The 26,838-nt window shown below is 60.3% G+C and carries 28 protein-coding genes and 1 tRNA gene; 13 read left to right on the forward strand and 16 right to left on the reverse strand.

Annotation, left to right across the window (positions count from 1 at the left end; translation table 11 throughout):
• Positions 1–122 precede the first annotated feature (122 nt).
• Positions 123–644 (reverse strand): TetR/AcrR family transcriptional regulator, encoded by a 522-nt coding sequence (locus tag C5F71_RS19770; RefSeq protein WP_236708733.1) that lies wholly within the window; start codon positions 642–644, stop codon positions 123–125.
• 468 nt (positions 645–1,112) lie between these two features.
• On the opposite strand from C5F71_RS19770, the gene C5F71_RS19775 reads away from it, so the two are divergent.
• Positions 1,113–1,955, forward strand: a complete 843-nt coding sequence (locus tag C5F71_RS19775; protein ID WP_104911778.1) for a hypothetical protein — start codon at positions 1,113–1,115, stop codon at positions 1,953–1,955.
• Between the two features lie 392 nt (positions 1,956–2,347).
• On the opposite strand, the gene C5F71_RS19780 is transcribed toward C5F71_RS19775, so the two are convergent.
• The 4 genes from C5F71_RS19780 to C5F71_RS19795 all read right to left on the reverse strand — a co-directional run bounded on the left by C5F71_RS19780 (position 2,348) and on the right by C5F71_RS19795 (position 4,747).
• Positions 2,348–2,421 (reverse strand) — tRNA-Gly (locus tag C5F71_RS19780).
• A 237-nt stretch (positions 2,422–2,658) separates the two neighbouring features.
• Positions 2,659–3,543: an alpha/beta fold hydrolase gene (locus C5F71_RS19785; protein WP_029299099.1), complete on the reverse strand. Its 885-nt coding sequence runs from the start codon at positions 3,541–3,543 to the stop codon at positions 2,659–2,661.
• 299 nt (positions 3,544–3,842) lie between these two features.
• The gene (locus C5F71_RS19790) at positions 3,843–4,535 is read right to left on the reverse strand and encodes a pseudouridine synthase (RefSeq protein WP_104911779.1); all 693 of its coding nucleotides are present in this window, start codon (positions 4,533–4,535) and stop codon (positions 3,843–3,845) included.
• The gene (locus C5F71_RS19795) at positions 4,535–4,747 is read right to left on the reverse strand and encodes a cysteine-rich CWC family protein (RefSeq protein WP_029299097.1); all 213 of its coding nucleotides are present in this window, start codon (positions 4,745–4,747) and stop codon (positions 4,535–4,537) included. The genes C5F71_RS19790 and C5F71_RS19795 overlap by 1 nt, the downstream gene beginning before the upstream one ends.
• A 218-nt stretch (positions 4,748–4,965) precedes the next feature.
• Here C5F71_RS19795 and C5F71_RS29410 point away from each other — a divergent pair, with 218 nt between their 5' ends.
• On the forward strand, positions 4,966–5,325 hold the full coding sequence (locus C5F71_RS29410) for a hypothetical protein (protein WP_104911780.1): 360 nt from the start codon (positions 4,966–4,968) through the stop codon (positions 5,323–5,325).
• Positions 5,326–5,468: 143 nt separating this feature from the next.
• Entirely contained in the window at positions 5,469–5,897 is a 429-nt protein-coding gene (locus C5F71_RS19805; RefSeq protein ID WP_029299095.1) for a DUF3757 domain-containing protein, read from the forward strand.
• 22 nt (positions 5,898–5,919) lie between these two features.
• Here C5F71_RS19805 and C5F71_RS19810 read toward each other — a convergent pair whose 3' ends face one another.
• Entirely contained in the window at positions 5,920–7,032 is a 1,113-nt protein-coding gene (locus tag C5F71_RS19810) for an enoyl-CoA hydratase/isomerase family protein (RefSeq protein ID WP_104911781.1), read from the reverse strand.
• A 131-nt stretch (positions 7,033–7,163) separates the two neighbouring features.
• Here C5F71_RS19810 and ung point away from each other — a divergent pair, with 131 nt between their 5' ends.
• On the forward strand, positions 7,164–7,859 hold the full coding sequence (gene ung / locus C5F71_RS19815; RefSeq protein WP_166647838.1) for a uracil-DNA glycosylase: 696 nt from the start codon (positions 7,164–7,166) through the stop codon (positions 7,857–7,859).
• 137 nt (positions 7,860–7,996) lie between these two features.
• On the opposite strand, the gene C5F71_RS19820 is transcribed toward ung, so the two are convergent.
• The 5 genes from C5F71_RS19820 to C5F71_RS19840 all read right to left on the reverse strand — a co-directional run bounded on the left by C5F71_RS19820 (position 7,997) and on the right by C5F71_RS19840 (position 13,466).
• Complete coding sequence (locus C5F71_RS19820) at positions 7,997–9,034, reverse strand: AbrB family transcriptional regulator (protein WP_029299092.1); 1,038 nt, start codon at positions 9,032–9,034, stop codon at positions 7,997–7,999.
• A complete protein-coding gene (locus tag C5F71_RS19825; protein WP_029299091.1) occupies positions 9,027–10,541 on the reverse strand; it encodes a tripartite tricarboxylate transporter permease in 1,515 nt (504 codons plus the stop codon). Before C5F71_RS19825 ends, C5F71_RS19820 begins: the two co-directional genes overlap by 8 nt.
• Before the next feature lies 1 nt (position 10,542).
• Entirely contained in the window at positions 10,543–11,001 is a 459-nt protein-coding gene (locus C5F71_RS19830; protein ID WP_029299090.1) for a tripartite tricarboxylate transporter TctB family protein, read from the reverse strand.
• A 144-nt stretch (positions 11,002–11,145) separates the two neighbouring features.
• Positions 11,146–12,129, reverse strand: coding sequence for a tripartite tricarboxylate transporter substrate binding protein (locus C5F71_RS19835; RefSeq protein ID WP_029299089.1), 984 nt, complete (start codon positions 12,127–12,129; stop codon positions 11,146–11,148).
• A 44-nt stretch (positions 12,130–12,173) separates the two neighbouring features.
• Positions 12,174–13,466, reverse strand: a complete 1,293-nt coding sequence (locus C5F71_RS19840; RefSeq protein ID WP_029299088.1) for an OprD family porin — start codon at positions 13,464–13,466, stop codon at positions 12,174–12,176.
• 246 nt (positions 13,467–13,712) lie between these two features.
• Here C5F71_RS19840 and C5F71_RS19845 point away from each other — a divergent pair, with 246 nt between their 5' ends.
• Together C5F71_RS19845 and C5F71_RS19850 are read left to right on the forward strand one after the other, a co-directional pair.
• Positions 13,713–14,384 (forward strand): response regulator, encoded by a 672-nt coding sequence (locus C5F71_RS19845; RefSeq protein WP_029299087.1) that lies wholly within the window; start codon positions 13,713–13,715, stop codon positions 14,382–14,384.
• A complete protein-coding gene (locus C5F71_RS19850) occupies positions 14,377–15,762 on the forward strand; it encodes a sensor histidine kinase (RefSeq protein ID WP_065943869.1) in 1,386 nt (461 codons plus the stop codon). The genes C5F71_RS19845 and C5F71_RS19850 overlap by 8 nt, the downstream gene beginning before the upstream one ends.
• A 131-nt stretch (positions 15,763–15,893) precedes the next feature.
• Here the strand turns inward: C5F71_RS19850 and C5F71_RS19855 are convergent, their stop codons facing one another.
• Both C5F71_RS19855 and C5F71_RS19860 read right to left on the reverse strand, forming a co-directional pair.
• Complete coding sequence (locus C5F71_RS19855; protein ID WP_029299085.1) at positions 15,894–16,715, reverse strand: HDOD domain-containing protein; 822 nt, start codon at positions 16,713–16,715, stop codon at positions 15,894–15,896.
• Between the two features lie 36 nt (positions 16,716–16,751).
• Entirely contained in the window at positions 16,752–17,693 is a 942-nt protein-coding gene (locus C5F71_RS19860) for a folate-binding protein YgfZ (protein ID WP_092234253.1), read from the reverse strand.
• Between the two features lie 137 nt (positions 17,694–17,830).
• On the opposite strand from C5F71_RS19860, the gene C5F71_RS19865 reads away from it, so the two are divergent.
• Complete coding sequence (locus C5F71_RS19865) at positions 17,831–18,085, forward strand: succinate dehydrogenase assembly factor 2 (RefSeq protein ID WP_017736358.1); 255 nt, start codon at positions 17,831–17,833, stop codon at positions 18,083–18,085.
• Entirely contained in the window at positions 18,069–18,521 is a 453-nt protein-coding gene (locus C5F71_RS19870) for a hypothetical protein (RefSeq protein ID WP_092234256.1), read from the forward strand. Before C5F71_RS19865 ends, C5F71_RS19870 begins: the two co-directional genes overlap by 17 nt.
• Here C5F71_RS19870 and nadB read toward each other — a convergent pair.
• A complete protein-coding gene (gene nadB, locus C5F71_RS19875) occupies positions 18,490–20,106 on the reverse strand; it encodes an L-aspartate oxidase (RefSeq protein WP_104911782.1) in 1,617 nt (538 codons plus the stop codon). The two genes, C5F71_RS19870 and nadB, sit on opposite strands and share 32 nt — an antisense overlap.
• 469 nt (positions 20,107–20,575) lie before the next feature.
• Here nadB and rpoE point away from each other — a divergent pair, with 469 nt between their 5' ends.
• From rpoE to C5F71_RS19895, 4 genes are all read left to right on the forward strand, one after another.
• Positions 20,576–21,157 (forward strand): RNA polymerase sigma factor RpoE, encoded by a 582-nt coding sequence (gene rpoE / locus C5F71_RS19880; RefSeq protein WP_003172477.1) that lies wholly within the window; start codon positions 20,576–20,578, stop codon positions 21,155–21,157.
• A gap of 32 nt (positions 21,158–21,189) precedes the next feature.
• Positions 21,190–21,777 (forward strand): sigma-E factor negative regulatory protein, encoded by a 588-nt coding sequence (locus C5F71_RS19885; protein ID WP_029299081.1) that lies wholly within the window; start codon positions 21,190–21,192, stop codon positions 21,775–21,777.
• Between the two features lie 16 nt (positions 21,778–21,793).
• A complete protein-coding gene (locus tag C5F71_RS19890; protein WP_092234282.1) occupies positions 21,794–22,750 on the forward strand; it encodes a MucB/RseB C-terminal domain-containing protein in 957 nt (318 codons plus the stop codon).
• A gap of 252 nt (positions 22,751–23,002) precedes the next feature.
• Positions 23,003–24,433, forward strand: coding sequence for a DegQ family serine endoprotease (locus tag C5F71_RS19895; RefSeq protein WP_092234285.1), 1,431 nt, complete (start codon positions 23,003–23,005; stop codon positions 24,431–24,433).
• Positions 24,434–24,506: 73 nt separating this feature from the next.
• Here C5F71_RS19895 and C5F71_RS19900 read toward each other — a convergent pair whose 3' ends face one another.
• A complete protein-coding gene (locus C5F71_RS19900) occupies positions 24,507–25,940 on the reverse strand; it encodes a M48 family metalloprotease (RefSeq protein ID WP_029299078.1) in 1,434 nt (477 codons plus the stop codon).
• A gap of 95 nt (positions 25,941–26,035) precedes the next feature.
• Between C5F71_RS19900 and C5F71_RS19905 the strand changes: the two genes are divergently transcribed.
• Positions 26,036–26,275: a sulfurtransferase TusA family protein gene (locus C5F71_RS19905; protein WP_029299077.1), complete on the forward strand. Its 240-nt coding sequence runs from the start codon at positions 26,036–26,038 to the stop codon at positions 26,273–26,275.
• An 87-nt stretch (positions 26,276–26,362) separates the two neighbouring features.
• Here C5F71_RS19905 and C5F71_RS19910 read toward each other — a convergent pair whose 3' ends face one another.
• Complete coding sequence (locus tag C5F71_RS19910; protein WP_070995811.1) at positions 26,363–26,836, reverse strand: peroxiredoxin; 474 nt, start codon at positions 26,834–26,836, stop codon at positions 26,363–26,365.
• Positions 26,837–26,838 lie beyond the last annotated feature (2 nt).

The following is a 26,838-nucleotide window of genomic DNA, read 5'->3' on the forward strand; positions in this document are numbered from 1 at the left end:
GGGCGCGTGGCTCTAGAAGCCTCTAGGCCTGCGGTGTGTGGACTGATCGTGCGTGTTCGGGTGTTTTGGCAAGTTTTCCGGTTTTTGCGGGTGTTGCAGGCCTTTCGCTGATCTCTAGGATTTCAGTGCCGGAGCGATCGCAGGAAGGCGTCCACGGTGCGCTCCACGATCTGCTCGATCTCCTCGCGGGCAAGCGGCTCGCTGTTGGCTCTGACCTGTTTCCAGAGAACCCGACCATCGAGCATCTCCATGAAGTCGCAGGCGGCAGTTTCAGGCTCTTGAACTGCCAAGGTACCTCTGCGTGCCAGTTCGGCCAGGTAGTCGCTGATGACGGTCATTGCCGGCGCTTGGATAACCTCGTCAAATCGGCTGGACAGCACAGGGAATCGTCTGCCTTCCATGATGACCATGCGTAGGAAGTCGGCGGCTGTCGGGCCAGACCAGAAGCACGCGAACTCGGTGGCGATCTGCATGAGGCCTCTCCTCGGGTCGGACAGCGCGCGCTCATCTGTTGCAACGTTCATGACGGGGAAGGCTTTCCACATCCGCTCTGCCACCGCCACGAAAAGCGACTCCTTGCCATCGGGGAAGCGGTTATACAGAGTCTGGCGGGTCACCGCTGCAGCCTTGGCGATCTCCTCCATGCTGGCTCCTTCGTACCCGTGCTCAATGAACATCCTGCCCGCAGCCGCTAGAATCCGGACTGGGCGTGATGCGCTTTCGCCTGGGTTGAGCAAGTCGTCGACGGGGGAGGAGGTGGCCACATTCATATCAGTTACCTATGTAGAGTCGGTTAAGTGTTACTGAAAGAGATGCGATCCGCCACCCATGTTTCGCCTAATTAACTTTACTGGGGTGTAAAGTAAAGCTGCTTGGGCTGCGGGGCTTGGTGTTAGTTGTTTTCGGATTATTTGGACAAGAACGTTATTTCATCATCTGCCGCTTCAGCTTTGGTTTTGGCTTGATACTTGGGCTTGATGCTCTGCTCAGGCTTGACGTTTGGTGGGGCGCGCTGAGGGTACCCATGACGGAAAGGTTTTTTTTCGGATAGGTACCGACACCTCACGGCTGAGACTTTATCATCTGATTATCAATTAATAGAGGTTTCTAAAATGGATGTTAAAGGTCGTGCCACTGCAATCGATGTGTGTGAAAGCATATTGCGTGAGGACTTTAAATATAATGAGGAAAACGGTACCTGGCGCAGTATCAACCGAATCATCGAGAGTCTGCTGGGACGCACCACTGAGCTTGCTGATGTCTACGTCGAGCTGCACGCCACGCTGGCAGAACAGCCTAGGGCGCTAAGTTCATTCTTTGATGTTTTCACAACCACTGTGTACTCCTGGAATCCTGGAAAGATCAAAGAAGCTCGCGAGGATCGGGAGATGCTCACTGAGTTGAATGTGAGAATTGCAAAAGTTTCAGAGTTGCTCTCGGAGTTGCTCTCGCGGCGCACCGAGGTTAAAGAGATGTCCAGTTTTAGTAGTGATACCTACTACCATATTATGGATGTCGTTGAAGAAGCCTCTGAGGATAATGGGCTTTTCAGGTCTCACGTGAAAGGTAAGTTGGAGAAGTTGACCTATCAGTATGATCTCAAATATTGGCCTTCCATAACTCAAGTGGTGGCGCAGATTGGTATCAATGCGGCTAATGCAGTAACAGTTGCTGATGACTCCGCTGCAAGTGCAGCAACTGAAGCTCGTCGCCCTGGGCTGGCTGACTTCTTGAAAGCATTTGAGGCAGAACTTGATAGGAACAGGGTTGAGAATATTGGCTTCATTCCCAATGATTTTTCACTGAGCGATAGTTCTATGGCGTCGTTGGTAAACTGCGGACTTGGGTTGGGAGTCGAAGAGCTGATCGAAGCCAGCTTTGTAAAGCGTTACCGCCAACGTGAGCGCGATCGTGATCGTGGTCAGGAGCTCGGACGGAAGATGGGGATCGACTGAACATTGGAATGGATGCTGGTGGTCGTTTCGAGCCCTGTATACGTCCAGGTGATTTTTTGAGGGGGAGGGCTGGCCATACCGCTCACTCCCTCTCGGGAGTTCTGGATCGTCTTCCTGGGTAGCATTCCGGGACTGCATTCTTGAGCGCACGATGATGAGCTTGTCGGCGATCCAGGCTAGGTACGAAATGAGCTTTTTGGGGTTTATTGGGTGGCACGAGGAGGGCGATGATCTGTCGATTCGTCATTCTGGACGGCGTCGACGGTGCACCAAATTTTGGTGACTCTAGGGGAGGTACTGGGGAGCTGGGATCGAGGCGTTGCCATGAGGCTTGGAGGGGCTTCCTGATTGGGGGGGATCCCCTGGAAGGCCCGGAAACACTGGCTAGAAGGTGGAGCGGGTAGAGGGAATCGAACCCTCAACTAAAGCTTGGGAAGCTTTCATTTTACCACTAAACTATACCCGCATTACGCGTTTTTACCATGCACCAAAGACGGGTGTCCAATAAGAACCCTCAACTAAAGCTTGGGAAGCTTTCGTTTTGCCACTAAACTATACCCGCTCAAAGCGGCTGACTTTGTACCAGATGTGCGCGGCGATTTGAAGTTTTTCTTTGAAAAATGTGCAAGTTGCGAGCGTCCGTCCAAACTTTCAGCCAACCCTGGGCAGCGACACAGCGTCATACCCGCCCAGGGTCCAGCCTTTAAATCGCCAGTGCATGCACAGCCTGCCCCTGGTGATACCGCAGTCGACTCACCGACTGTTGCGGTTTCAAAAAGCCCATCAATGCCTTCCGGCTGTCGTTGCACGCGGCCTTGTGCTCCATGTCCAGGAAGTGCCCGGTGGCCTGGATGGTGCCAAAGCTGCTGTTGGCCACATGCTGGCCAAACAGTCGGGCATCCTCGGCGCTGGTGTATTCGTCCCATTCGCCATTCAAGAACAACACCGGAATGTCGATCTGCCGCGCAGCCTTGAGGTAGCACTGGCGGTCGCTGTTGAGGACCTGGCTGATGTGGAAGTGCATCTGCCCATACTCGTGCTCGGCCAGGGTGCTGACGTGCCGATAGTTGAAGCGCTTGAACAGCGGCGGCAGGTGTTTGCCGATGGTGCTGTTGACCAGGTGCCCGACGCTGTGGCGGTCGAGGCTGCCGAGGTAGTCGACGCCGCGCTCCAGGTAGTCGCGCATCGGCGCGTTGATCACCGGAGAGAACGAGCTGATGACGGCCTTTTCCACTCGCCGAGGCCGCTGGGCAAGGGCGACGAGGGTGGCGACACCGCCCCAGGAGAAGGACAGCACATGTTCGGCGGCGAAGTGCTCGATGAGTTCCAGGAGGATCTGGCCTTCACTGTCCTTCGTCAGCATTTGCTCATGACGGTTGTGGGCTTTGGAGCGACCGGCGTAGGGCTGATCGTACAAAACCACGTTGAACTGCGGATACAGGCTTTTCACGGTCTGGGCAAAAGACGCGGTGGTGGCCATGGAGCCGTTGACCAGGATGATGGTCTTTTGAGCAGCCTCCGCGCGATAGAACTCCGTGTAAACCCGATACTGACCCTGTATATCCAGCACAGCGATTTCTGGCCTCATGTCGTAAGACTCCTGGCAAGCGGGTGGTGCGCGCAGATCACTCTGCACGAGCTTTGTGACAGGTAGGCATACGCCTGGAAGGGAGGCCCATGTCGGTCCGATGAAACTCGCCGACGGGTGTTGTTATGGCGGGCAGCTTGCCTGCAACGCCTGCAATCAAGGGAGTGCGGGCAGGCAATGTGTTTCTTGGAAGAGGCTGTGACTTGCCAGTCAGATTGCGGCTGGCGATTTGATTCAAGCAGGAGGCGGGCCAGGTCGCCAGTTTCACGCTGGAGTTTTGCCGATCACCGGCCCAACGGTCATATCTGGCGGATTTCAGCCTCGGTCAGCGGCCGATACTGGCCGGGGGCGAGCTGTTCATCCAGCACCAGCGGCCCCATGCGCTCGCGGTGCAGGCGCGTGACCTTGTTGTTGAAGTGCCCGAACATGCGCTTGACCTGGTGATAACGCCCTTCAATGATGCTCAGGCGCGCACTTTTGGGGCCCAGCACCTGCAGATCGGCCGGTTGGGTGGTCAGGTCCTCGAAGGCGAAGTACAGGCCGGCGCTGAACGTTGCGGCATAGTCCGGGCCAATCTCCTGTTCGGTCTCGACGTAGTAGACCTTGGGCAGTTTGGTCTGGGGCTGGGTCAGGCGTCGCGACCACTGGCCGTCATTGGTGAGCAGCAGCAGGCCAGTGGTGTTGAAGTCCAGGCGGCCGGCGATATGCAGGTCGCCCTTGTCGGGTTCATCCAGCAGGTCGAGGACGGTGGCGTGTTGCGGGTCGACGGTGGCACTCACGCAGCCAGGCGGCTTATGCAGCATGAAGTACCGCGCGGGTTTGCCGGCTTGCAGGAGTTGGCCATCACATTCCACCCGGCTGAACTCGCGAACGTCATGCCGTGGATCGTTTACCGGCTGTCCATCCACCTGGATCCGCCGCTCAGCCAGCAGCAGGCGCACCTGCTGGCGATTGAAGCGCGGCAGGTTGCTGAGAAATCGGTCGATGCGCATTACTGGGGCTCGGCCCCGCGCAATTGGGCATCGACCTGGGCACAGCGCGGGCACAGGCAAGCCTTGTTGCGAAGCGCCATCGGCAGGGCTTCGAGCACCTTGGGGTCGATGGTGACGCTGTAGCACCAGCAGGCGCGGTCAGCGGTGCGTGGGTCGGCCAGGGTGCAGTCGTTGCGGGCGCCGCAGGCCGGGCAAAGTGTGGGAGTGGTCATCGGTCGGTTCAGGCGTGATTCAGTCGAGATTGCGGTGAAACCCGGTATACCTGGCACGATACAGCCCTGGGCGGTTTATTGCGCCACAGATGTTTCAATCTATGTCCAGGTCGCACCAGATTCTGTTTTTGATGTCAGATATTTCGTCATTCAGCGAAGGCTGTGTGTCGCCCTCCAGCGTCGCTGGTGTGGGCTCTTCCGCGGTCCAGGAGGCCGCCATGTATCGTCGATTGCTCCTCACCGCTGTGCTCGGCTTGACCCTTTCTGCCTGTGTGCCCTATTACGATGGAGGCTCCAGCTACTATCGATCCGAAGTTTACACCGCGCCGGCGCCGGTCTATTACTACGGCGGCGGGCCGTCTTACCAGTATCGGCGCGGCTATTACGCACCGCCCCCGCGCTACTATTCCGCGCCTCGTTATTACCAGCCGGCACCCCGTTACTACCCAGCGGGGCCAAGAGCGGGCTACCGGCCCTACCCAAACCAGGGTTGGGGCGATCACCGCGGCTACAGTGGTCATGGGCGAGGAGACGGCCGTGGTGGCGAACATGGCCGGGGCCGCGGCGGGCACCGGTAAACATCTATTCCTTTAAACGGCGCGCAAAGCGCCGTTTTTTGTGGGCGACCGTTTGTCTCCACTGTCATATTTCACAGCTATCTTGCGCACCCTTCTCGGACTTAACTAAGTGGCAATACCTCAGCAGCGCACTGGAATGACACATGATCAGCCGGGTAGTCATTCTATGTTTACTAGGCGTTTTTCCGATCGCTGATGCCAGCGCAGAGTTCGGCTGCCCCTATCCCTCGTCGATCAAGCGCACGGGTGGTTATTTGCAAAGTGACAACGGCGTCTGGAAAAGCCCCAAGGTTGAGTTTCCGGGCTTTGTGGACACGTTTGTCGGCGCCGTTTTTACGCCGACCGAGGCCGGGGAGCGCAGGCGAGGGCATCTGGAATACTGCACCTACAAGGCGGCCAACAACCAGTGGGTCAACCTCAGGTTCCAGGCGCCCGAGCCACGCCCCAGTATGTCACTGAGTGATTCCACCCACTGGGTGCCGGCCCGTGGGCCGTTTGACCAGCAAATCTACATATGTACGGACAGCCAGCCCGACAACTGTTCGTTCACCCTCGATAACCCCCAAAACTAGCCAATTGCCTGACGCCGCTCTGTCATACGTCAGACAGGTCCGCCAGCGGATGGCGTCCTTCCCAGGCCTTGTGAAAGTGCGCCTCGACCACCGCCTCGGGAACGCGCTTGATATCCGGCCAATGCCAATGGGGCTGCTGATCCTTGTCGATCAGACGTGCCCGTACCCCTTCACTGAACTCCGGGTGCCGACAGCAATTGAGGCTCAAGGTGTACTCCATCTGGAAAACCTCTGACAGGGACAGGTGGCGCGCCCGTCGGATCTGCTCCCACACCAGATGGGCGGTCAGTGGGCAGCCCTCGCTCAATGTCTTGCCGGCCCGGCTGAACAGCGGGTCGGCATGCTCGCGCAACTGGCTCAACGCGCGCCAGGCGCCGCACACGTCGCCCACATCCAGCCAATCGTCGATTTGCTGGCGTCGTGGCAGCCACTGCGGCGCGGGCTGCTGGCTGACGGCTTCCTGGGCCAGGGCCTTGAACAGGCTGTTGAGTTGCATCGCCGTCTGCTCCTGCCAATTCAACTGCAGCAGGCCTTCGAGCATCTCGTCCTGTTGTTCATCCAGCAGGAAACGGTCGGCCAGGCCCAGGTCCAGGGCGTCGCGACCATTCATATGGGCCCCAGTGAGACCGAGAAACAGGCCGAGCTTGCCCGGCAGGCGTGAGAGGAACCAACTGGCGCCCACATCCGGGTACAGGCCGATGCTGATTTCCGGCATGGCCAGGCGGCTGCTCGGTGTGACCACGCGGATGGCTGCGCTTTGCAGCAAGCCCATGCCGCCGCCCAGCACATAGCCATGGCCCCAGCAGATCAGTGGCTTGGGGTAGGTATGCAAGCGATAGTCGAGACGATATTCCGCAGCAAAAAACTGTGCAGCCAACGCCGGCACTTCACCCGGCTGCTCACGACAGGCCTGGGCCAGGCTGCGCACTTCACCGCCGGCGCAGAACGCCTTGGCTCCGTTGCCGCGCAGCAGCACGCAGACGATTTGCGGGTCCCTGGCCCAGTGGTCCAGGCGTTCGCCCAGGGCCAGGATCATCGGGAGGGAGAGGGCATTGAGGGATTTTTCCGCGTCCAGGCTGGCGATGCCGATACGGGCCCCATCGGTGCCAGTGAGCTCTTCGAAGTGCAGATTCATCATGACCTCAATCGGTAAATTGAACGTTGAGTATGATCCCTTCGTGGGAATGTGCCGGTTATGCGTCAGATCAATTGACAAGTGGGGTGGGCTTTCCTAGGGTTCGCCCACTCTTTTTACATGATGTGTTTCTGATGACTTCCGACGACCGTATCAAACTCGAACCGAGCTGGAAACACGCCCTGCGCGAGGAGTTCGAGCAGCCGTACATGAACGAGTTGCGCGAGTTCCTGCGCCAGGAGCATGCGGCAGGCAAAGAGATCTACCCGCCGGGCCCGTTGATTTTCAATGCGCTCAACTCCACGCCGCTGGACAAGGTCAAGGTGGTGATCCTCGGCCAGGACCCCTACCACGGCCCGGGCCAGGCCCATGGCCTGTGCTTCTCGGTGCAGCCGGGCGTGCCGACGCCGCCGTCGCTGCTCAACATCTATAAAGAGCTCAAGCGCGACCTCAATATCGACATTCCCAACCATGGTTGCCTGCAAAGCTGGGCCGACCAGGGCGTGTTGCTGCTCAACACCACCATGACCGTGGAACGTGCGACAGCCAACGCCCATGCGGGCAAGGGCTGGCAGTTCTTCACTGACCGGGTGATTGAAGTGGTCAGCGAGCATCAGCCGCACCTGGTGTTCCTGCTGTGGGGGGCGCATGCCCAGGGCAAGCAGAAGCTGATTGATGCCACCAAGCATTTGGTGCTGACTTCGGTGCATCCGTCGCCATTGTCGGCGTATCGCGGGTTTTTGGGCTGCGGGCATTTCAGCCGGACGAACAAGTTTCTTGAGCAGAATGGCGAGACGCCGATCGAGTGGCGTTTGCCGCCCATCTAAGGCCCAACACCAAAGGATGTGAGGCGTGATTGTGTGGGAGCGGGCTTGCTCGCGAAGGCGGTGGATCAGTCAAGTATTTATCAACTGAGCCACCGCCTTCGCGAGCAAGCCCGCACACATTAGGGTTGTGCCAGGTTTTAGACGGTGTCCGGCTGGCGGTTCCAGTGGCGGAATAATGGTTCCGCGAGGAACAGCACAAACAACAACCGCATCACCTGCATTGCCGTCACCAACGGCACCGACAGTTGCAGGGTCTCGGCCGTGAGGCTCATTTCGGCAATCCCACCGGGCATCATGCCCAGCGTCAGCGAGCGCAGATCCAACTGCGTCAGCGCACTCAAACCTACCGCCGCCAGGGTGGCGATCAACATGGTCAGCACTGTGCCGATCAAGGTGCGGCCCATGAAGGCGGGCGCCCGACGAAAGAACTGCCGGTTGAAGTGGCAACCCAGGCCGCTGCCGATCAACCATTGGCCGACCTGACTGCCGCCATCGGGCAGGCCGATGTGCAGATCCCAGGTGATGCTGGCAATGGCGCTGACCAGCAACGGCCCGAACAACCACGGATTGGGCTGGTGCAGACGCTGCCAGCCCCAGGCGACCAGGGCGCCGATGGGAAACAGCACGGCCAGCCAGGCCCAGTCCACGGGTGCCGGGTGAAATTGTGGTGCGCCGCCGCCGAGCAAATATTTGAAGATCGCCGGTACGCACAGCACCACCAACAACACCCGCAGACTCTGGCCTGCTGCCACGCGGCTGAGTACCGCGCCATTACGCGCACCGAGGTTGACCATCTCGCCGGAGCCGCCCGGCATACTCGAGAAAAACGCCGTTGCACGGTCTTCACCGCTGCGGCGCATCAACCACACACCGACAATGCTCGACAGGCTGGTGACCAGCGCGCCGAAGAAGATCAGGCCAAAGTGGCTCATCACCTGCTCGATCACCATCGGGGTGAAGTGCAGGCCGATACCGATGCCCACCACCCATTGCCCACATTTGCGACCGCCGGGAATCTCGCCCAACTGCCAGGGCGTGAGGCAGCGCACCAGGATGATCGCCAGCAACGAACCGACCATATACGGCAAAGGCCAGCCGACCAGGCTGGCCAGGTAACCGCCGGCCAGACCGACCAGCGGTGTTGCCCACCATTGTTTAAAGGTGACTTCAGACATCGGCCACGGCGCGACGCTGCAGGGCCCGTTTGCGGTAGATGCGGATCAGCGGGAAGGCCAGCATCAATGCCGTCAGTACCCAGACGCCAAAGGTGATCGGGCTCGACCAGAGAATCTGCAAATCGCCGTTGGAGATCGACAGCGCCCGGCGCAGGTTCTGCTCCATCAGGCCGCCGAGGATAAAGCCCAGCAACACTGGTGACAGCGGGAAGTCCAGCTTGCGCAGGATGTAGCCGAAGATACCGATACCCACCATCAGGAACAGGTCGAAGGTGGTGGCGTGGACCGCGTACACACCAATCGCGGTGATGATGGCGATCACCGGCACCAGTGCCCAGTTCGGCACGGCGAGGATGCGGGTGAAGATGCGGATCATCGGGATGTTGAGGATCACCAGCATGATGTTGGCGATAAACAACGAAGCGATCAGGCCCCAGACGATATCCGGCTGCTGTTGGAACAACAGCGGGCCAGGGGTGATGTTGTACAGCGACAACGCGCCGATCATCACCGCCGTGGTACCCGAGCCCGGTACGCCGAGGGTCAACATCGGTACCAGCGCACCGCAGGCGGAGGCGCCGATGGCGGTTTCTGGCGCGGCCAGGCCACGCATGTCGCCTTGCCCGAATTTACCACTGGCACCGGCCAGGCGTTTCTCGGTCATGTAGGCCACGGCTGACGCCAGGGTGGCACCCGCCCCGGGCAGTACGCCCATGATGAAGCCCAGCAGGCCACAGCGGATGTTAACTACAAATACCGCAGAAGCTTCCTTCAGGTTGAACATCATCCGCCCAGTGGCTTTTACCGCCTCCTGGCCACGATGGGTTTTTTCCAGCAGCAGCAGGATCTCGCTGATGGAGAACAGGCCCAGTACCAGCACCACAAACTGGATGCCGTCGGTCAGGTGAATATTGTCGCCGGTAAAGCGGTAAACGCCGCTGTTGGCGTCAATACCCACCGCCGACAGGAACAGGCCGATCAGCGCCGCTACAAAGGTCTTCAGCGGTTTGTCACCGGCCATGCCACCGAGGCAAACGATGGCAAATACCATCAGCACGAAGTATTCCGCCGGCCCGAAGGCAATCGCCCATTTGGCCAGCAGCGGGGCAAACAGCACCATGCCGCAGGTGGCGATAAACGCGCCGATAAACGAACTCCATGCCGACAACGACAGGGCCACGCCGGCCAGGCCTTTGCGGGCCATTGGGTAGCCGTCCAGGGTAGTCATCACGGTGGAAGCTTCGCCTGGGATGTTCAGCAGGATCGAGCTGATACGCCCGCCGTATTCGCAACCCAGGTACACGGCTGCCAGCAGAATCAAGGCCGATTCTGGCGGCAGGCCCAGGGCAAAGGCGATGGGGATCAACAGTGCCACGCCATTGATCGGGCCCAGGCCCGGCAGCAGGCCGACCACGGTGCCGATCAGGGTGCCGCACAGCGCGGTCACCAGGTTGTAGGGGCTCAGTGCGACGCCGAAGCCCTGGCCCAAATAGCCAAAAGTATCCATATCAGTTCTCCAGAACGTCGAGCAGACCGAGGGGCAGCGGCACGTCCATGGCTTTATCAAAGAGCAGATAAAGACCAATGGCCATCAGGCTGACGATTACCACGCTGGGCATCCAGCGGCCGCCATACAGGCGCGCCATGGGGATGCCGATCAGCATGCTGCTGAGGATAAAACCCAAGGGTTCGAAGGTGCCGGCGAACACGATCAGCAGCGCGACGCAGATACCGATCTTGAACAGGGTCTGACGGTCGAGGGCGGGCTCTTCTTCGGTGTGCTTGGTCGGCTGCGGGCGAAACAGCATGTAGATCAGTGCCAGGCTCATCAGCCCGAGCATCAGCAGCGGGTAGGCCCGCGGCCCCACGGGTTCGTAGGAAAAGGACGCCTGGTACGGCCAGGCCATCAGCGCCAGGCCGGCGCAGGCCAGCAGCAGCACTGCGGCGAAAATGCGTTGTAAGAGCATAGGAAACTCCAAGGCCACCTTTGTAGGCGCGAGCTTGCTCGCGAAGAACGTGAAAGCGCCGCGTCAAACCAGTTGAACCGCGTTTTCGTTGACGTTTTTCGCGAGCAAGCTCGCTCCTACAGGGGCATTACATGACAGGGGCGATTACTGGATCAGGCCGAACTCTTTGGCCAGCACTTTGTAGTCAGCCACCTGTTTCTTCACGTAGGTGTCCAGCTCCTGGCCGGTCATGGCGAAGGGGAACAGCTCGCGCTGGTCACGCAGCTTGGCGAACTCTTCGGAGGCCAGCAGTTTGTCGAACGCATCCTTCCACCAGGCGTAGTCGGCATCGCTGACTTTTGGCCCAAGGTAGAAACCACGTACCACCGGCCAGACGATGTCGTAGCCTTGCTCTTTGGCGGTCGGAATATTCTTCATTTCCGGCTCGTCCAGGCGCTCTTCGGAGAACACCGCGAGCAGGCGCATATCGCCGCTGAGGATGTGGGGCATGGAGTCGGAGATGTCGGTACTGCCCACCTGGATATGCCCGCCGAGCAGGGCAGTGGCGATTTCACCGCCGCCTTCGAGGGCCACATAACGCAGGTCGCGGGGGTTGATTCCGGCAGCCTTGGCGATCAGGGCGGTCTGCATCCAGTCCTGGCTGCCGACGGTGCCGCCGGAACCAATCACTACTTTGCTCGGATCTTTCTTCAGCGCCTGTACCAGGTCATCGAGGCTCTTGTAGGGCGAATCGGCTTTCACCGCAATCGCGCCATAGCTGGTGCCAACCGCGGCCAGCCATTTCACTGCGCTTTCATCGAACCGCCCGAATTTGCCCTGGGCCAGGTTCAGCAGGGAACCACTGGACCAGGCTACCAGCGTGCCAGCATCGGCGGGGCGCTGGGCCACGACGGCGTTATAGGCCACCGCACCCACGCCGCCAGGCATGTAGGTCACGCGCATCGGCTTGCTCAGCAGCTTCTCGTTGACCAGTGCGCTTTGCACCAGTTTGCACGTCAGGTCAAAACCGCCGCCGGGGGAGGCCGGTGCGATGCACTCCGGGCGCTTGGGTTCATCGGCGGCCAGCAGTTGGCCGGCGAACAACATGCAGCCGGCGGCCAGGGCAAATTTACGCAGGGATGAGGACATGGGGAACTCCGTCATTGTTGTTATTGGGGGTATGACTTTCAGGGTTACCACAGTGCGACGCTGTAACTGACCAGCACGCGCACTTCGTCTGCGTCCCGGGCCGAGTAGTTGGAGCGGTAGGTGGCGTTACGCAGGCGCACGGCCACGTCCTTGAGCGCGCCGCTTTGCACCACGTATTTGATTTCGGTGTTGCGTTCCCACTCTTTGCCGGTGTCGCCATTCTTGAGCTTGATGTTGTCACCGGACAAGTAGCGGCTCATGAAGCTCAGGCCGGGGATCCCCAGCTTGGCAAAATCGTAGTCGTAACGGGCCTGCCAGGAGCGTTCTTCGGCGCCGGCAAAGTCGTTGATCTGTACAAAGTTGACCAGGTACGGGTCGCTGCCATCCACATACGGGAATGCGCTATCACCGGACATGTGCTGGTAGCCGGCGCTCAGTTTATGGCCGTTGAGGGCGTAGCTGAAAATGCCGTTGAGGGATTTGTTGTCAATGCTGCCGCCGCGCGCGCTGCCGGTGTCATCGCTGATGGCCAGGCGCAGGTCGGTGCCGAAGGTGCCCGGGCCCATGGGCGTTGAGGCGACCACGCCGAGGAAGTGTTGGCGGTACACGTCGTCCAGTTGGGCGAAGTGGTAGCTGCCGGTGATCTTCTCGGCAAACTTGTAGTCCACGCCACCGAAGTTGAAGTGCTTGCCGGTGGCTCCGCTGAGGAAGCGGCTGTTCTTGTTGTTGAGGGCAATGTCCTCGTAGTTGGTGTCGTCGCGGTCCTTGGCCTTGTCCAGGCGCCCGCCGGTGAACGTCAGGTTTTTGAACTCCTTGGAGGTCAGCAGGCCACCGTTGAAGGTCTGCGGCAGGATGCGCCCGTCGTTGGCCTTGAGGATTGGCAACTCGGGGATCAGCGAACCGACCTTAAGCTCAGTGGCGGAGATTTTCACTTTGCCGGTCAGGCCCAGCTTGGAGTACTCGTCAGCGGCGCGGCCATCATCGTGGGTGGGCAGCAGGCCGCTGCCGGTGCGGTCGGGGCTGGAGTCGAGCTTGACCCCGAGCATGCCCAGCGCATCTACGCCAAAACCGACAGTGCCGTCGGTGTAGCCTGATTGCAGGTTGAGCATGAAGCCCTGGGCCCACTCGTCGCGCTTGGACTGCTGGGCGCTGGTACCGTCGCGAAAGTCGCGGTTGAAGTACATGTTGCGGGTTTCCAGGGTCGCGCTACTGTCTTCAAAGAAGGCAGCCTGGCTAAGCGGCGAAAAGCCGGCAAGGGCAGCGGCACTGGCGAGGGCGGTCTGGGTCAGGCGGGAAAAACGAACAGGCGGGCAAGCCTGGGGCTGTGTCGACAGCATCGTGATGCACTCCGTTATTGTTCTTATGAGGCGAAAACGCTTCGAGGCGTTTTTCGGGCGCTATGGGTGAAATAGCTCGGAAGGTGTAACCGTCCGTTTCCGGATGCTAATGGGCGAACCTTTCACTAACCTTTCAGCGTCCTTTCAATGTTTTCGGGCTTCACAGCACAGGCCGCGGCTGTAAACTGCGCCGCGAGTTGGTAAACAAAGGGTGGCACCGGCCACCCCTCAACGAGGTACAAACCCATGCGTGTCCTGCTCGTCGAAGACCATCTGCAACTGGCCGAAAGTGTGGCCCAGGCGCTCAAGAGCACGGGGTTGACGGTGGATGTGTTGCACGATGGCGTGGCGGCGGACCTGGCCTTGAGCAGCGAGGAATACGCCGTGGCGATTCTCGATGTGGGCTTGCCGCGCATGGATGGTTTCGAGGTGCTGGCGCGCCTGCGGGCCCGTGGCAAAAATCTTCCGGTGTTGATGCTGACTGCCCGCAGCGATGTAAAGGACCGGGTACATGGCCTTAACCTGGGCGCCGATGACTATCTGGCCAAACCCTTTGAACTGACTGAACTGGAAGCCAGGGTCAAGGCGCTGCTGCGCCGCAGCGTGCTGGGTGGCGAGCGGCAGCAGACCTGTGGCGTGCTGGTGTATGACGTGGAAACCCGGCGTTTCACCCTCGGTGGTGAGCTGCTGACGTTGACCTCCCGTGAGCAGGCGGTGCTCGAAGCGCTGATCGCCCGCCCTGGTCGGGTCATGAGCAAGGAGCAACTGGCGTCCCAGGTGTTTGGCCTGGATGAGGAAGCCAGCCCCGATGCCATCGAAATCTATGTGCACCGCTTGCGCAAGAAACTCGATGGGCAGCCGGTCGCCATCGTCACTTTCCGTGGTCTTGGATACTTGCTGGAAGCCCGTGATGCGTAAGCACAGCAGCCTGCGATGGCGCCTGCTGTGGAACCTGGCATTGCTGTTGGTGGTGTTGATGCTGGCCAGCGGCTTGAGCGCCTACTGGAACGGTCGCGAGGCGGCAGACACCGCCTACGACCGCACGTTGCTGGCCTCGGCGCGGACCATCGCCGCCGGCCTGTCCCAGCGCGACGGCACCCTCAGCGCCGATGTGCCCTACGTGGCACTGGACACATTCGCCTATGACAGTGCCGGGCGGATTTATTACCAGGTCAATGATATTCACCAGAAGCTGATTTCTGGCTACGAACACCTGCCAGGCCCGCCGCCGGGCACGCCGCGCACCGACGATTATCCGGCCTTGGCGCGTTTCTATAACGCCAAGTACCAGGGGCAGAATGTGCGGGTGGTGAGCCTGCTCAAGGCGGTGTCGGAACCGAACATGAATGGCATGGCCGAAATCCGCGTGGCAGAAACCGACGAAGCCCGCGTCAGCATGGCCCGCAGCCTGATGGCCGATACCTTGCTGCGCCTGGGGATGCTGGCCATTGGCGCCTTGCTGCTGGTGTGGTTTGCGGTAAGTGCGGCGCTGCGCCCGCTGGAGCGATTGCGCACGGCGGTGGAAGAACGCCAGCCGGATGATCTGCGGCCGCTGCCGCTGGTTGAAGTGCAGCACGAACTGGGGCCGCTGGTGCGGGCCTTGAACCACTTTACCGAACGCCTGCGCGGGCAGTTCGAGCGCCAGGCCCAGTTTATTGCCGACGCTTCCCACGAGTTGCGCACCCCATTGGCCGCGCTCAAGGCCCGGCTGGAATTGGGCCTGCGCGCCGAGGAGCCGGCCATCTGGCGCAGCACCCTGGAGACGGCGGCGCAAGGTACGGATCGCTTGACCCACCTGGCCAATCAGTTGCTGTCCCTGGCACGCATCGAAAACGGTGCGCGGGCGATTGCTGAAGGGGGGGCGCAGTTGCTCGACCTCAGTCAACTGGCCCGTGAATTGGGCATGGCCATGGCGCCCCTGGCCCATGCTCGCGGCGTGGCATTGGCATTGGAGGCGGATCAGCCGGTGTGGTTGCGCGGCGAGCCGACCTTGCTGAACGAGCTGTTGAGCAACCTGGTGGATAACGCCCTGGCGCACACGCCATCAGGTGGCAACGTGATCCTGCGGGTCACCGCGCCGGCGGTGCTGGAAGTGGAAGATGATGGCCCAGGCATTCCGCTGGATGAGCGCGACCGGGTGTTCGAGCGCTTCTATCGGCGCAACCAGCAGGGCGCGGGGTCAGGCCTGGGGTTGGCGATTGTCGGGGAGATCTGCCGCGCGCACCTGGCCCAGATCAGCCTGCATGATGGCGAGCTCAAAGGGCTCAAGGTGCGGGTAAGTTTTATCGCGGGCTGACAGCGAGGGCCGAGCTGCTTACCTGTGGGAGCTGGCTTGCCTGCGATAGCGGGCGACAGACCGCCGCAGAGTGCCAGGCGCCCAACGCCATCGTTGACGACCATCGCGGGCAAGCCCGCTCCTACAGGGGGTCAGTAGAACATTGAGCGTGCTTCATCCAGCTCGGTGCGCACCACTTCATTGAGCGGGTCGATGCGCAGCTTCTTGAATGCCGGCAAGTTCGACAACGCAGTGTGGGCCAGCGGGTGGTTGGTGTTCTTGTGGCAATACAGCACGGCCACTTGCACCAGGTCGACATAGTCCAGGCTGGCCGAGTCGCGCTCAAGGTCCTGGTAGTGTGCGGGCACATTCACCAGCATTTCCGGGAAGTCCCAGCCACGCAGCAGTTTGTCCCCCAGCAGCGGGTGGATGCTATCGATCACATGGTTGAGGCTGACCGGGTCAGAGAGCAGTTCGTAGTGATCTTCGGCGTAGGTCAGGATCGGCAATACGCCGATCTGGTGCACCAGCCCGCCGAGCGCAGCCTGGTCCGGCTTGAGCTGGCTGTGGTTGCGGCACAAGGCGTAGCAGACGCCCGCCACTTCCAGGCTGCGGCGCCAGACTTCACGCATCTTCTGTTCGACGGCTTCTGAGCGGGCATGGAAGATTTGTTCCATCACCAGGCCGATCGCCAGGTTGCTGCTGTAGTTGGTGCCCAGGCGCGTGATGGCGGTGTGCAGGTCGGTGACTTCCTGGGAGGCACGCAACAGCGGGCTGTTGACCACCTTGATCAGCCGCGCCGTGAGGGCGGTATCGCGGCTGATGACTTTGCTTAAATGACTGATGCTGACTTCGGGGTCTTCGGCGGCCTGACGAATTTTCAGGGCCACTTCCGGTAACGTGGGCAGAACCAGGTCATCGTTATCGATGGCCATCACCAACGCCTGTTGGACTTTTTCCGCCAGTTTGTTCATTCATGCTCTCTAGGGTGCTGCAAAAGGGTGTGGCGATTAACGCTGGATCTCGCGATCACGGTCCAGTGGGTAGGGCAGGTCGAGCAACTTGAGACCCGGGCCTTCCAGCGTACCTAAATGCACATCGCCACTGTCGGCTGCTTCGGCTTGCAGCACCGCCAGAAGTTCAATCCCTTCGTCGGCCCGGGCGGCAATCACCACCTCGCCGATGGCACTGTTATGGCTGGGGGCAAACAGTGGTGTACCTGGTTCGGGCAATACGTCGCCATCCAGGCTCAGGCGGTACAGGCGCCGCTTGAGTTTGCCCAGGTATTGCATGCGGGCGACGATTTCCTGGCCGGTGTAGCAGCCTTTCTTGAAACTTACGCCACCAACTGCCTGCAGGTTGAGCATCTGCGGGATGAACAGCTCGCGGGTCTGGGCCATGACCTGCCCGATGCCAGCGCGGACCTGCCCCAGCAGCCAGGCATTGAGATCGCCTTCGGCAAGTGTTGCGGCCAGTTGGTTGCGCAGCGGCTCGGCTTGCGCGGCGGGCGCCCAGAGTTCGGCGCGGCCGGGGGAGACGCGAATGGCCAGCAGCTCTTCATGGCGCGCCACGCTGTCGGTCTCGGCTGGCAAATCCAGGCCCAGGCTGGCGATTGCCTGGTCAGCGTCGGCCAGGCCGAAGCGAACCCAGGCGGCGCTTTCGTCCGTGAGCTTGGACTTGGAAAACACGGCGTATTTTTTCAGGTCCGCCAGTTGTGGCTCCAGCAGTTCGCTGGCCATGGCCAGCAACACGCCGTCACCTTGCAGCACGATACGGAAGCTCGACTGCATACGGCCCTTTTGGGTGCAGCGCGCGCCGAGGCTGGCGTGGGTGTCGTTGAGGTAGTTGAGGTTGCAGGTCAGTTGTCCCTGGAGGAACTTGGCCGCGTCAGCGCCGCGAACGGCCAGGACGCCTTCGTGGGACAGGGGGCAGAAAAAAGCAGAGTCAGCCATGGGTCATCGCAGTTGGAAAGTCATGGGTGCATCATAGAGGGGCGCCCGGTAAATGGGTAGTTTCATAAGCCCGACCAAAGCCGACTGTTCCAAGGGGCGTGGGCCTGTATACTTGCGCCCTATTTGAGGAGCGCTCCATGGTCGAAGATGTAGAAATCAATCGCCTGTACTGGCACAGCCGTCGCGGCATGCTGGAGTTGGATGTGTTGCTGGTGCCTTTCACCAAAGAGGTTTATGCGACTCTCGATAAGGTGGATCGCGACCTCTACGTCAGGCTGCTGACCTGCGAAGATCAGGATATGTTCGGCTGGTTCATGGAACGTGCCGAATCGGAAGATCCGGAGCTGCAACGCATGGTCCGGATGATCCTGGATCGTGTCCAGCCCAAGTAATAGCTTTGAATGCCGCTGGCAGGCCTGCGGGCGGTTGCTGGCGGCGTATCTCCTTGCCCAGGTGCTGGCACTCGGTGCGCTGTACCTGCTGGCTGTACCTGTCTTAATTACTCTACTGGGTGTACTGGCGTGCCTGGCCCATGCCTTGTGGACCTTGCCGCGTCATATTCGCTTGACCCACCGTTCGTCGGTTCGTGGCCTGCGCCGCAATGCCGACGGCTGGCAATTGTGGAGCGCGGCGCGAGGCTGGCACGCCGTACAGTTGTGCCCTGACAGCCTGGCGTTGCCGCTGATCGTGGTGCTGCGCTACCGGTTGCCGGGGGAGTGGCGGGTGCGCTCGGTGTGCGTACCCCATGCTTCGCAGGCCGCCGATGTCCATCGGCGCCTGCGGGTACGCTTGAAGTTCAGTCGGCGTAGGTGGTTGGCACCAGGATAGTGTCGAGGGCCTCTGGCAGCATCTGCGGGTAGTCGAGCGTGTAATGCAGGCCTCGGCTTTCCTTGCGCTCCATGGCCGAGCGGATCATCAGCTCGGCGACCTGGGCCAGGTTGCGCAACTCGATCAGGTCACGGCTGACCTTGTAGTTGCTGTAGAACTCGTCGATCTCATCCAGCAACAACCGCACACGATGCTGCGCCCGTGCCAAGCGCTTGTTGGTGCGCACGATCCCCACGTAGTCCCACATGAAGCGCCGCAGCTCGTCCCAGTTGTGGGCGATGATCACGTCCTCGTCCGAGTCGGTGACCTGGCTGGCGTCCCAGCGGGGCAGGGCGGCCGGGACCGGGATGCGCGGCAGTTGTTCGAGGATGTCGGCGGCTGCGGAGCGGGCATAGACGAAGCATTCGAGCAGCGAGTTGCTGGCCATGCGGTTGGCGCCGTGCAGGCCGGTGAAACTGGTTTCGCCAATCGCATACAGGCCGGGGACGTCGGTGCGGCCTTGCTGGTCGACCATCACCCCGCCACAGGTGTAGTGCGCCGCCGGGACCACCGGGATCGGCCCTTTGGTGATATCGATATTGAAGGCCAGGCAGCGTTCGTAGACCGTCGGGAAGTGAGTCTTGATGAAGTCGGCTGGCTTGTGGCTGATGTCCAGGTAGACGCAATCGATGCCCAGGCGCTTCATCTCGTGGTCGATGGCGCGGGCCACGATATCCCGTGGTGCCAGTTCGGCACGCGGGTCGAAGCGCTGCATGAAGCGCTCGCCGTTGGGTAGCTTCAGGTGGGCGCCTTCACCCCGCAGGGCTTCGGTGATCAGGAAACTCTTGGCCTGGGGGTGATACAGGCAGGTGGGGTGAAACTGGTTGAACTCCAGGTTCGCCACCCGGCAACCCGACCGCCAGGCCATGGCGATGCCATCCCCGCAGGCACCGTCGGGGTTGCTGGTGTAGAGGTAGACTTTGGCGGCGCCACCTGATGCCAGGATGGTGAAACGCGCGCCGTAGGTATCGACTTCACCGCTGGCGCGGTTGAGGACGTAGGCCCCCAGGCAGCGCTCGCCGGCCAGGCCCAGGCGTTTTTCGGTGATCAGGTCGACGGCGACCCGTTGCTCCAGCAGTTCGATATTCGGCCGTTGCCGGGCCTGGGCCAGCAGGGTCTTGAAGATCGCGGCGCCGGTGGCATCGGCGGCATGGATGATGCGCCGGTGGCTGTGGCCGCCTTCACGGGTCAGGTGGAACTCGAAACCACCGTCATCACTGCCCGCATGTTCATCACGGGTAAACGGCACGCCCTGGTCGATCAGCCACTGGATGGCTTCGCGGCTGTGCTCGACGGTGAAACGCACTGCTTGTTCGTTACACAAGCCGCCGCCGGCGTTGAGGGTGTCTTCAACGTGGGATTGCACCGTGTCGGTGTCATCCAGCACGGCAGCAACTCCGCCCTGGGCCCAGAACGTCGAACCGTTGGCCAGGTCGCCCTTGCTCAATACAGCTACGCGCAGATGGCTCGGCAGGGTCAGTGCAAGGCTCAAGCCTGCGGCGCCGCTACCAATCACCAGGACATCGTGTTGAAACTGTTGGCTCATTTATGGGATTCCGCAAAAAGCGATCCGAAGGGGTGGCGCAAACAGGACGCCTGGATCGGCGAATCAAAGGGTCACACGGCCCACTAGTATATAGAGGGGGCTATCGGCACAATAGCCGGGCATTCGTGGCATTGTGAGACTACGGTGAACGAACTGCACGGCTTTGATGAGGCGGTCCGGTAGGGAGATGGGAACTTTTGTATCCCGCCCGACTCCATTACAGGATGCCCGAAAGCTGGGAAAACGTTGGTTTTACTGATTGGCCTGGAGCATGGGAGCGTCAGAAAACCGGCGACAAGATTATTCGCGCAGCCGGCTATGCCCGCGCTGCGTTTTTCGTGTGTGCCAAAACAGAGCCCACCGGAAACTTGCTTGAAGGGGGAGAACTTTTGCGAAAAGTCCTAGTCTATGTTTGCAAGCCTGATCGTTTAGTTATGCAAGCCTCCTTCAAGTACAACGAGGAGTGTTCATGCTAACCCAGGAAGAGGATCAGCAGCTTGTTGAGCGCGTTCAACGCGGCGACAAGCGAGCATTTGATCTGCTAGTGCTGAAATACCAGCACAAAATTCTCGGGTTGATCGTGCGGTTTGTGCACGACACCCATGAAGCGCAGGACGTTGCACAGGAAGCCTTTATCAAGGCTTACCGTGCACTCGGTAATTTTCGCGGTGACAGTGCGTTTTACACGTGGCTTTACCGCATCGCCATCAACACGGCGAAGAACTATCTGGTTTCTCGCGGTCGCCGCCCGCCAGATAGTGATGTGAGTTCGGAAGATGCTGAATTTTATGATGGTGATCACGGCCTCAAAGATCTCGAGTCGCCGGAGCGTGCATTGCTGCGCGACGAGATCGAAGGCACTGTCCATCGCACTATTCAGCAACTGCCAGAAGATTTGCGTACGGCGTTAACTTTACGTGAATTCGATGGTCTGAGTTACGAGGACATTGCGAGCGTCATGCAATGTCCGGTGGGGACCGTACGCTCCCGGATTTTCCGGGCTCGGGAAGCCATCGATAAAGCCCTGCAACCGTTGTTGCAGGAAAACTAAAGACAGCGGCGACAGCCAAGAGAGGAACCGCCATGAGTCGTGATGCCCTGCAGGAATCGCTGTCCGCAGTGATGGATAACGAAGCGGATGAACTGGAACTTCGTCGAGTGCTCAATGCATTTGATGACGCCGAAACCCGTGATACCTGGTCTCGTTACCAAGTCGCTCGGGCGGTGATGCACAAGGATCTACTAGTCCCTCGTCTGGATATTGCTGCGGCCGTTTCTGCTGCGCTGGCCGATGAAGCCGTTCCGGCAAAAGCTGCACGTGGTCCGTGGCGTAGCCTGGGTCGCTTGGCAGTTGCTGCCTCGGTGACTGTGGCCGTACTGGCTGGTGTGCGCCTGTACAACCAGGACGAGATCGCCGGTGCCGAACTGGCCCAGCAAACCCAGCAACCGGTCATGGCCGGTCCGCAGGTCAAGGGTCCAGCTGTACTGGCCGGCTACAAGGAAAGCTCTGAAGCACCAGGCCCGATGGCCAATGGCGTGCTGCAAGGGCAATCCGGCTGGCAGGACCAGCGTCTGCCAGGCTACCTGCGTCAACACGCTCAGGAGTCGGCGGTAAAAGGCACCGAAAGCGCCTTGCCTTACGCTCGCGCTGCAAACCTGGAAAACCGCTAAACCGCTAAGGAGCTTTATGCGTGCCATACCGCTCCTTGCGCTTTTGCTCAGTGGCTGGTTTGCAGTTCCTGCCCAAGCCGACGAAGGCCAGGATTGGCTGAAACGTCTTGGGCGGGCAGGGCAGCAAAGCTACCAAGGCACGTTTATCTACGAGCGTAACGGTAGTTTTTCTACCCATGAGATCTGGCATCGCGTCCAGAACGGGCAGGTTCATGAGCGCTTGTTGCAGCTCGATGGATCGGCTCAGGAGCTTGTGCGTATCGATGGGCGCATCCAATGCGTTTCCGGCAGTCTGGTGGCCGGCGTCGATAACTCCCCGGGCGCTTCCGCCCACGAATTCGACCCACAAAAACTCAACCCTTTCTACGAGATTGTCGTCAGCGGAAAGTCGCTAGTGGCCGGCCGTAAAGCGGTGATCGTGTCGCTGACCCCGCGTGACCAGTACCGCTACGGATTTGAGTTGCACCTGGATCGTGAAACCGCGCTGCCTCTCAAGTCGTTGCTGATTAACGATAAGGGGCAATTGCTGGAGCGATTCCAGTTCACCCAACTGAAGACCACAACCCCCGATGCGCGTGATTTGCAGCCAGGCAGCGACTGCAAGCCGTTGACCCCTGCGAGCAATAAGGCGTCAGCGCCAACGGGCCAGGCCCAGGCTTGGCATCCGCAATGGTTGCCGCCAGGGTTCGAGTTGACCCGCAGTGACGCGCGCAAGGATCCCAAGACCCAGGTGGTTGTAAACAGTTTGATGTATGACGATGGGCTCGCGCGTTTTTCACTGTTCCTTGAGCCTGTGACGGGCGAGGCTGCTACCGAAAGCCGCGTTCAGCTTGGTCCTACGGTTGCGGTATCCCGTCGCATGAGTACGCCTGAGGGCGACATCGTTGCCACGGTTGTCGGGGAGATTCCGATGGGGACCGCCGAACGGATAATCCTGTCTGTTCGCAGTGGCCCGGCGCCCGAAAAGCCTTGAACCGTTAATCCTATGCTCATCCAGATCGTTCACAGTGCTGCAGGAGACAGGCGAAGGTTGCCTTGTTCTTCTGCCGAGAACATGAAACTTCTGGAGAGTATTTTCACTTGCAAAATCTCCTTATGTTTTTTATAGGTCAGAACTCCTCGGCCCTGGCCTTGTGTTGTTCACGCAATGTTGACGTCGCTAGTAGTAGTCTTCGGCGTTTATTGAACCCTGTCGCCCAACCCTGCTCGTCGTAACGGGAGCTGTATGTCGATACCACGTTTGAAATCTTACCTATCCATAGTCGCCACGGTGCTGGTGCTGGGTCAGGCCGTTTCCGCGCAAGCGGCGGAGTTGCCTGACTTCACCCAACTGGTGGAGCAGGCTTCGCCTGCCGTGGTGAACATCAGTACCACCCAGAAGCTGCCGGATCGTAAAGTCTCGAACCAGCAGATGCCCGACCTTGAAGGCCTGCCGCCCATGCTGCGGGAGTTCTTCGAGCGTGGCATGCCCCAGCCGCGCTCGCCCCGTGGTGGCGGTGGTCAGCGCGAAGCGCAATCCCTGGGCTCGGGCTTTATCATTTCGCCCGACGGCTACATCCTGACCAACAATCATGTGATCGCCGACGCCGACGAAATTCTCGTACGCCTGGCTGACCGCAGTGAGCTCAAGGCCAAGCTGGTCGGCACCGATCCACGTTCCGACGTCGCCTTGCTGAAGATCGAAGGCAAGGACCTGCCGGTGTTGAAACTGGGTAAATCCCAGGACCTCAAGGCCGGGCAATGGGTGGTGGCCATTGGTTCGCCGTTTGGCTTTGACCATACGGTGACCCAAGGCATCGTCAGCGCTATCGGCCGCAGCCTGCCGAACGAGAACTATGTACCGTTCATCCAGACCGACGTGCCGATCAACCCGGGCAACTCCGGTGGCCCGCTGTTCAACCTGGCGGGCGAAGTGGTGGGGATCAACTCGCAGATCTACACCCGCTCCGGTGGTTTCATGGGGGTCTCCTTCGCTATCCCGATTGATGTGGCCCTGGACGTTTCCAACCAACTCAAGGACGGTGGCAAGGTCAGCCGTGGCTGGTTGGGCGTGGTTATCCAGGAAGTGAACAAAGACCTGGCTGAATCCTTTGGCCTGGACAAGCCGGCTGGTGCCCTGGTCGCGCAGATTCAGGATGATGGCCCGGCTGCCAAAGGCGGCTTGAAGGTTGGCGATGTGATTCTCAGCATGAATGGCCAGCCGATTGTCATGTCTGCTGACCTGCCGCATCTGGTAGGCGCACTCAAGGCAGGTGGCAAGGCCAAGCTTGAAGTGATCCGCGAAGGCAAGCGTCAGAATGTTGAACTGACTGTCGGAGCCATTCCGGAAGAAGGCCAGGAACTCGCGCTGGGCGGCAAATCCGGCGCCGAGCGCAGCAGCAACCGCCTGGGCATCGCCGTGGTGGAGTTGACCGACGAACAGAAGAAGAGCTTCGACCTCAAGAGCGGTGTGGTGATCAAGGAAGTTCAGGACGGCCCGGCCGCCCTGATCGGCCTGCAACCCGGTGACGTGATTACCCACTTGAACAACCAGGCCATCAATTCCACCAAGGAGTTCACCGACATCGCCAAGGCGCTGCCGAAGAATCGCTCGGTGTCGATGCGGGTCCTGCGTCAAGGGCGCGCCAGCTTCATCACCTTCAAACTGGCGGAGTAATGCGCTAGTAGCGGGTCAATAAAAAGCCCCGCTCTCGATAGTCGAGAGCGGGGCTTTTTTGTGGGCGCTGGGTTTAGCTCATCATGCCTTTGACGATGCGCTCCTGTTCGATCAACTCACGCTGGCGCGCATCGATGCGTGACGACAGCGGGAAATTGCTGCCGGCGCGGCGCTTGGCAAAGTCCAATTGCTGGATCGCTTGCTGGAAGTCGCCCACCAGCGCGAAGTACTCGGCGCGGGCTTGATGCAAGCCGATGATATTGCCGGACAGGCCGCGAGTCTCGGCGACCTGATACCACACATCCGGATCATCGGAACGCGACTTGAGCAGGCCTTCCAGGGCCTTTTCCGCGTCGGCCGTACGGTTCTGCTTGAGCAGCAGGTCCACGCGCACCTGGTTCAACGGGTAGTTGCTGGGGTACTGGGCCAGCATGCGATCGGTACGTTGCTGCGCGTCGGGCATGCGATTGTTGGTGATATCCAGCTCGATCTGCGCCAGGTTGTAGGTGATGTCGTTGGGCGCCTTGGCCAGCAGCGGCTTGAGGGTTTCCCGCGCCTCATTGAGTTGGGTGCCCTTGATCTGGGCGATGGCCAGGCCGTAGCGCGCCACATCGCTTTTTGGGTTCTCATCCAGCTGGGCGCGGAAGCGCTTGGCGGCCAGCCCAGGTGTGTCTTCGTAATACAGCTGGACCCGGGCGCGTATCAATTGATAACGCAGGCTGTCTTCGGTGCCGCCGGTCTTGGCTTGCTCGGCGCGGTTACGGGTGTCGGCGATCCGCGATTCGGTGACCGGGTGCGTCAGCAGGAATTCCGGTGGCTTGGCATCGAAGCGGTATTGGCGCATCAAGCGCTCGAACATGGTTGGCATCGAGCGCGGATCGTAGCCGGCCTTGACCATGTTGAGGATGCCGATGCGGTCGGCTTCCTGTTCATTTTGCCGGGAGAAGCGTCGTTGCTCCTGGATGGCCGCGGCCTGGCTGCCGGCAATCGCAGCGATCCCGGCATCCCCGGCGCCGGCGGCTGCCGCGATAATCCCGCCGAGCAGCGCGGCCATCATCGGGATCTGCATCCGTTGCTGGGCTTCCACGCCACGGGCGAAGTGGCGTTGCGACAAGTGCGCCAGTTCGTGAGCCATGACCGAGGCGTATTCGCCTTCGGTCTGGGCGTTGAGGAACAGGCCGCCGTTGACCCCGACAATCCCGCCCGGTGCGGCAAACGCGTTAAGTTGCGGGCTATTGATCAGGATGAACTCCAGCCGCCGGTCATTGACCTGGCTGGTCTCCACCAGCTTGTAAACGCTGGTTTCGACGTAATCCTTGAGTTGCGGGTCATTGAGGACCGAGACCTGCCCGCGCAGGAATGCCAGCCAGGCCCGGCCCAGTTGGTGTTCCTGTTGTGGCGAGACAATGGCAGAACTGGCGTCGCCAAGTGACGGCAGATCGTCGGCGAAGCCTGGAGAGGCAAGCAGGCAAGCTAGCGTCAGCAGGGTAGGGCGCAAAAAAGTCATGCACAAAGCCTTTCGACAAAGACCTTACTGTAGCCGGACACTGAGCCTGGGACCAGATATTCTAAGCACCCCTTGATGCCGCCAGGAGCAAAACCATGACCGATGCTGTAAACCACGACGCCGAGCTCGATGCCAGCGGCCTGAACTGCCCGTTGCCATTGCTCAAGGCCAAGATGGAGCTCAATCGGCTGGCCAGCGGTGCGGTACTCAAGGTGATTGCCACGGATGCGGGTTCCCAGCGCGACTTCCGCACGTTTGCCAAGCTGGCGGGGCATGCGCTGTTGCACGAAGAGGCCGATAACGGTGTGTATCGTTACTGGTTGCGCAAGGCCTGATGGCCCCATCGCGGGCAAGCCCGGCTCCACCGATCCAATGTAGGAACTGGCCTGCCAGCGATAGCTATCTAACGGCCATCCACTACATCAAGCCTTGTCCAGCGCCTGCGCCGCCGCCAAGACGGCATCCACATGCCCCGGCACCTTCACGCCGCGCCATTCCTGGCGCAGCACGCCATTTTTGTCGATCAGGAAGGTGCTGCGATCCACCCCCATGTATTCCTTGCCGTACAGTTTCTTCAGCTTGATTACATCAAACAGCTGGCAAACCGCTTCGTCCTTGTCGCTGATCAGCTCGAAGGGGAAGGCCTGCTTGGCCTTGAAGTTCTCATGGGACTTCACGCTGTCCCGGGACACGCCAAACACCTCGGTGTTGGCGGCCTGGAAGGCAGCGTACTGGTCACGAAAACCCTGGCCTTCAGTGGTGCAGCCTGGCGTGCTGTCTTTGGGGTAGAAGTAGATCACCACTTGCTTGCCCTTGAGTCCCGCGAGGCTGAACGTCTGCCCGCTGGTCGCCGGGGCTTGGAAATCGGCGACCGGTGTGTCGATGACTACCGCCATGG

The sequence above is a fragment of the Pseudomonas sp. LG1D9 genome, from assembly GCF_002949995.1.
GTDB classification, from domain to species: Bacteria; Pseudomonadota; Gammaproteobacteria; order Pseudomonadales; family Pseudomonadaceae; genus Aquipseudomonas; species Aquipseudomonas proteolytica.